The sequence below is a fragment of the Nitrospira sp. BLG_2 genome (assembly GCF_049222245.1).
The window spans coordinates 1-4,707 of the sequence record NZ_JBLYIG010000478.1 but is presented as its reverse complement, the minus strand read 5'-3'; the positions used below and the strand labels follow the sequence as shown (position 1 = coordinate 4,707).

Sequence of the window (4,707 nt, the reverse complement as noted above, 5' to 3'; positions counted from 1 at the left end):
GAATTCGGCCAGGCCGTCGTCAAGCACATGGGTTGACATGGAGATGCGGACATGGAACAGGTTTTTCCGATGGTCCCGGCGTCGGGGAAGGAAATCTGGGTTCTGGCTCCAATTCTGTTGCTGCTTCTGGGCCTGATGGGTCTGTTCGTCTACATCGGATACTCGGCGCGGCAGATTCGATTTGAAGTCTCACCCGCCGGCCTCAATATCGTCGGCGGGCTGTACTCACGGATGGTCCCAGCCGCTGCGCTCAAGCTCAGCGAGGCCGGACGCGTGAGCATTCGCAAGCCCAGCGAGTACGCCCCCTGCCTGCGAACCAACGGGATCGGCCTTCCGGGCTACCAGGCTGGCTGGTTCAACCTGGCCAATCGCGAAAAAGCCCTCCTGTTTGTCACCACCGAGGAGGTTGTTCGTATCCCGACCACGGATAACTTCAGCCTTCTGCTGAGCGTCCAGAATCCAGACGAATTTCTTGGGTCGCTCAGAAAAGAAATGCTCAAGAAAGGTACCTGATCTTTTGGAGCAATGTGAACGGAGCGTTATTCGACCGAAAGTTGTCATCCCCAAAATGGACGTAAACGGAGGGTCGAGCCAAGATTCGAAAACTCAGTTCCGGGCAGTGTCGGGTCTATTCGAGGAAGAAGAATCCCAAAACCGGCAAGCGTAGAAACCTGGGCATGTTTTCCGGCTCGCCGCCACGAAAAAGCAAGTACGTGATATTTTATGCTTCAAGCGACATTGAGGCCTTACTTTTTGGGCGTGTCGCCCCAGTACATATGCGGATGATTCCAAATCGGCACCGGGTGTTTGAAGTTTCCGCCGACTACAAATTCATCATCGCGAAACGATCGAACGGAGCCATCAATAAGAAGTACGTTGCCGATTCCGCGGTGGTACGAAGTGCCCACATCCGCCTGTGCGCCACGAGGGCTGTTGGGATAGATGTCGAACATCAGCACAGTGTGCGGCTTGTTGTAAAACTGCGAGGCTATCAGGGGACGAGGCTCGTCGTCTGATTGGCTGGCCACGCCGTCCAGCACGAGGTTCATCCCGTAATGATATTGATTCTTGCCTGAGCCGCTCTTGTACGCGGCGGAAAGATTCTTTGAGGGGCAGATCCACATGTGCAGCTCGGGAAACTCCCGGATGTCCTTCCCGACACCTTCGACATCGCGGTAGGCCGGGGCGTTGAGATAGGGCGGCAGTACGTTGTACCAGCCATAGGGAAGTTTGTGGCCCGTAGCGCCCGTAGTGCCTTCCATGGGCAGGTAATTCTTGTTGTCATCCCTATAGGCTTGCATCGCCATACCCCATTGACGAAGGTTATTCTGGCAAAGGATGCGGCGGGATTGTTCCCGGGCGCTTCCGATGCTCGGAAAGAGCATGGACAACAGAAGCAGCAAAACTCCCACGACGACAAGAACTTCCATAAAAGTCACCGCGCGGCGCGACATGGGAATTGAATGGCGCCAGGGATTGCGCCGGTTCCACATACAATGAGCGATTTTGAAATTGGGCATTGGATTGCTCCACGACCAATGAGTTGTTCCCTTATTGGGTGTTCCGTCTAAACCGCTGGAGTAAGAAACTTGACGCTTCGACAGGTCAAGTCAAACAAGGTGTAGATTGACTTGTCGATAGGGCCACCTTCGACGCGAATTGCCACCGCGTACGCCCATTCGCTTTCTGAAACCAATGCACGCAGAATCATCGGAATCGCCGGATCGACAACTTCCAGGGCGTCTCGGGTGCCCAGTCTGCCTACAGTTCTCGTCGGGGACGGTCCAAGCAACAAGCTAAACCACGACTTTGATTGTTCCAAAATGACGCGCGCTACTTTGACTGCTGACGCATCGCCGGCTCGGAGTCGCCAGTATGTGAGTTCTATCAGGCGCCCATAATGATCACGGTATCGGAAAAGATATGTTGTGCCAAACTGTTTTGGATCAGGGTCGACTTCTTCAAACTGAGATGGAGGTCGGAATGCCATTTCCCAGCCTTGAGGTTGGACCAGGTTGCCTGCGGTCCACGAACCCGAGCCTCGGTAGACCATATCCCCCGCCAGGGCCGACGCCAGCAGGAGCAAGAAGGACGCTATGAGCCAGGCACGATACGGCACGGCGGATTTGATCGTGGAATAGACCTCAGCTGGCATGTAGAAATCGTATGATGATCACGATCAACGAACAACCGTTGACGCTTCGGAACGCGGGCCGTAGATTCAACCAAAGTATCGGAGTGCTTCGTGAGATTGAGCCTCAATGCTTGGATCTTGATGCCTTAGCCGGGCTTGCTTGTGAAACTGGGAGAGTTAGCCGTGCAAATATTGGTGACGGGTCGGCACATGGAGGTTACGGACGAGGTAAGGGAATTCGTTCTGGCCAAGGCGGGCAAGCTGTCCAAATATTATGACCGCATCCATGAAATCGAGGTCATTCTGGACCACGAATCCGAGGAGTTCACTACCGAAATGATTGTCCGGGCCGATCACAAGCACACATTTGTGGCGAGTGGATCGGGGCCTGAAATCATACCATTGATCGACGCGATTACTGAAAAGCTGGAACGACAACTCAAGAAACTCAAGGAAAAGCGACGCAACCACAAGGGCGGCCTTGCAGCTGATGGAGTCGGTACCGAAGGCTGATCATACTTGGATACTCCCAACTACCACTTCATACGATACGGAATCAACTATGAGACTTTCCGATCTGATCGATGAGTCCTGCTTGGTACCGGAACTCCAGGCAACCGACCGAAATGGGGTCATCCGCGAACTGATTCAGGCGCTGGCGGATAGAGGACATATTCCCAAAGAGCATGCCGAGACTGTCGCTCGGGCGGCCATCTCGCGCGAGAATCAGGGGAGCACCGGTTTTGGCAAGGGCGTTGCCGTTCCTCACGTCAAGCATGAGAGCTTGAAGAAAATGGCCGCCACCATCGGGCGATCAAGCCACGGCGTGGATTTTGCAGCGCTGGATCGCGCTCCGGTATACACGGTCGTCATGCTCCTTAGCCCTTCGAGTGCCCCCGAGGACCATTTGGCGGCAATGGAGCGAGTGTTTCGTTACCTTCAACGCGAGAACTTCCGACGTTTTTTGCGGCAGGCAGATTCCAGCAAAGCCATGATGGACCTTATCCGGGAAGCAGATGATTCGCATGGCGATTCGTAGCGCGCGGTTGATTGAAGTTAATTGTACGACGATCTTGCCCGATCCGCAGGAAGTGCGTTTCGCATTTCACTCTCCTGCCTGATGCCGATGGACCGGGCATACGAATCATGGCAGTGTGATGTTTAAGGACGCCAAGGTATCCAACAGGGAGGGGTTGCACGCCCGCCCGGTAATGCGCTTTGTAGACATGGCCTCTCGCTTTCAATCGGAAATCACGGTGATGAATCTTTCTCGTCGGGGAGAGAAACTGGATGGAAAAAGCCCGATGCAGATGATGCTCCTGGAGGCAACAGAGGGATCGATTCTTCGAATCGAAGCGGACGGCCCGGACCAGCAGCAGGCAGTTGACCTTCTGGCGGGGTTTATTGACGCAGGATGTCCGAGCGATTTTCCGTCAAGTTCTGTCGGAAACTAGCGTGTTTCCGGGGCGGCTGTCACAAGGCCCCGGCTCCCATCACCGATTAAGGACATCATGGACATACTTCGCGGCATTTCAGTAGCTCCGGGAGTGGCCATTGGCGAGTGCGTCGTCCTGGACGCCGAAGATTATCGCATTCCCTTCCGAACAGTGTCGTCGGACGCCGTCGAGCCTGAACTACGCCGCCTCGATGATGCGTTTAGCATGTCCATGGGTGAGCTTGAAAAACAGGCAGTCTGGCTGAGCTCCAACCTGGGAACCGATGCGGCAAACGTCTTCGAATGGCATATCGGCGTCCTTAAGGATGCTCGATTGCGCCAGGCCATCGAATCGCAGATTCGAGAGCAACATGCCTCTGCTGCGTATGCGACCAGCACGGTCATGCGGAACTATCAGCGTCGATTCATGCAGATGCGTGACCCACTTCTTGTAGAACGTATCCGCGATGTTCAGGACATCGAACGCCGTTTGCTTCGCAACATTCTCGGAGAGCAACGAGAAGACCTTGCCCATTTAACCAAGGCTGTGATTCTTGTTGCCCACGATCTCACCCCCACACAGGCGGCAAGCCTTGCTGGAACCAAGGTCATCGGTGTTGCGCTCGATGTTGGAGCTGCTACATCACATACGGCAATCCTGTTGCGGTCGATGGGGCGTCCGGGGGTCATTGGACTCAACGACATTTCAACCAGGGTAAGCGGCGGGGATACGCTGATTATCGATGGGTCCAATCAACTGGTCATTGTAAATCCTCCTGAGGCGACCATCCAGGAATATCGTTCACGGGAAGCGGCGTACATCCGTCTTGTGGATGAACTTGACGAGTTGCGAAACCTTCCAGCCGTCACCCGCGACGGACATCACGTCCAACTGATGGCCAATATTGAGTTTCCTCCCGAAGCCGGGGTCGCTCTTGAGAAAGGGGCCGATGGGATTGGGCTCTACCGCACCGAATTCCTGTTCATACGTGCCGATGGCGGGCCTTCGGAGGAGGAGCAGTATCGCGCATATCTGGACACAATTGTTGGAGTGAAAGGCAAACCCGTTACCATCCGGACGTTTGATCTGGGCGCGGACAAATATACCCAGGAAAAAAGTTATGAGCAGGAGCGGAAC

7 protein-coding genes are annotated in these 4,707 nt (G+C 54.7%); 5 read left to right on the top strand and 2 right to left on the bottom strand.

What is annotated here, in order from left to right; all coding sequences use genetic code 11:
• Positions 1-51 precede the first annotated feature (51 nt).
• On the top strand, positions 52-513 hold the full coding sequence (locus ACOSYY_RS13040) for a PH domain-containing protein (protein WP_421662909.1): 462 nt from the start codon (positions 52-54) through the stop codon (positions 511-513).
• A gap of 233 nt (positions 514-746) precedes the next feature.
• Here the strand turns inward: ACOSYY_RS13040 and ACOSYY_RS13035 are convergent, their stop codons facing one another.
• Complete coding sequence (locus ACOSYY_RS13035) at positions 747-1,520, bottom strand: DUF1559 family PulG-like putative transporter (RefSeq protein WP_421662907.1); 774 nt, start codon at positions 1,518-1,520, stop codon at positions 747-749.
• 47 nt (positions 1,521-1,567) lie between these two features.
• Positions 1,568-2,155, bottom strand: coding sequence for a hypothetical protein (locus tag ACOSYY_RS13030; protein ID WP_421662906.1), 588 nt, complete (start codon positions 2,153-2,155; stop codon positions 1,568-1,570).
• 162 nt (positions 2,156-2,317) lie between these two features.
• Between ACOSYY_RS13030 and hpf the strand changes: the two genes are divergently transcribed.
• From hpf to ACOSYY_RS13010, 4 genes are all read left to right on the top strand, one after another.
• Positions 2,318-2,647, top strand: coding sequence for a ribosome hibernation-promoting factor, HPF/YfiA family (gene hpf, locus ACOSYY_RS13025; protein ID WP_421662904.1), 330 nt, complete (start codon positions 2,318-2,320; stop codon positions 2,645-2,647).
• 49 nt (positions 2,648-2,696) lie between these two features.
• Positions 2,697-3,173, top strand: coding sequence for a PTS sugar transporter subunit IIA (locus ACOSYY_RS13020; RefSeq protein ID WP_421662902.1), 477 nt, complete (start codon positions 2,697-2,699; stop codon positions 3,171-3,173).
• A gap of 118 nt (positions 3,174-3,291) precedes the next feature.
• On the top strand, positions 3,292-3,588 hold the full coding sequence (locus ACOSYY_RS13015; protein ID WP_421662900.1) for an HPr family phosphocarrier protein: 297 nt from the start codon (positions 3,292-3,294) through the stop codon (positions 3,586-3,588).
• A 57-nt stretch (positions 3,589-3,645) separates the two neighbouring features.
• Positions 3,646-4,707: phosphoenolpyruvate-utilizing N-terminal domain-containing protein (locus ACOSYY_RS13010; RefSeq protein ID WP_421662899.1), on the top strand; the 1,062-nt coding region annotated here is incomplete at its 3' end.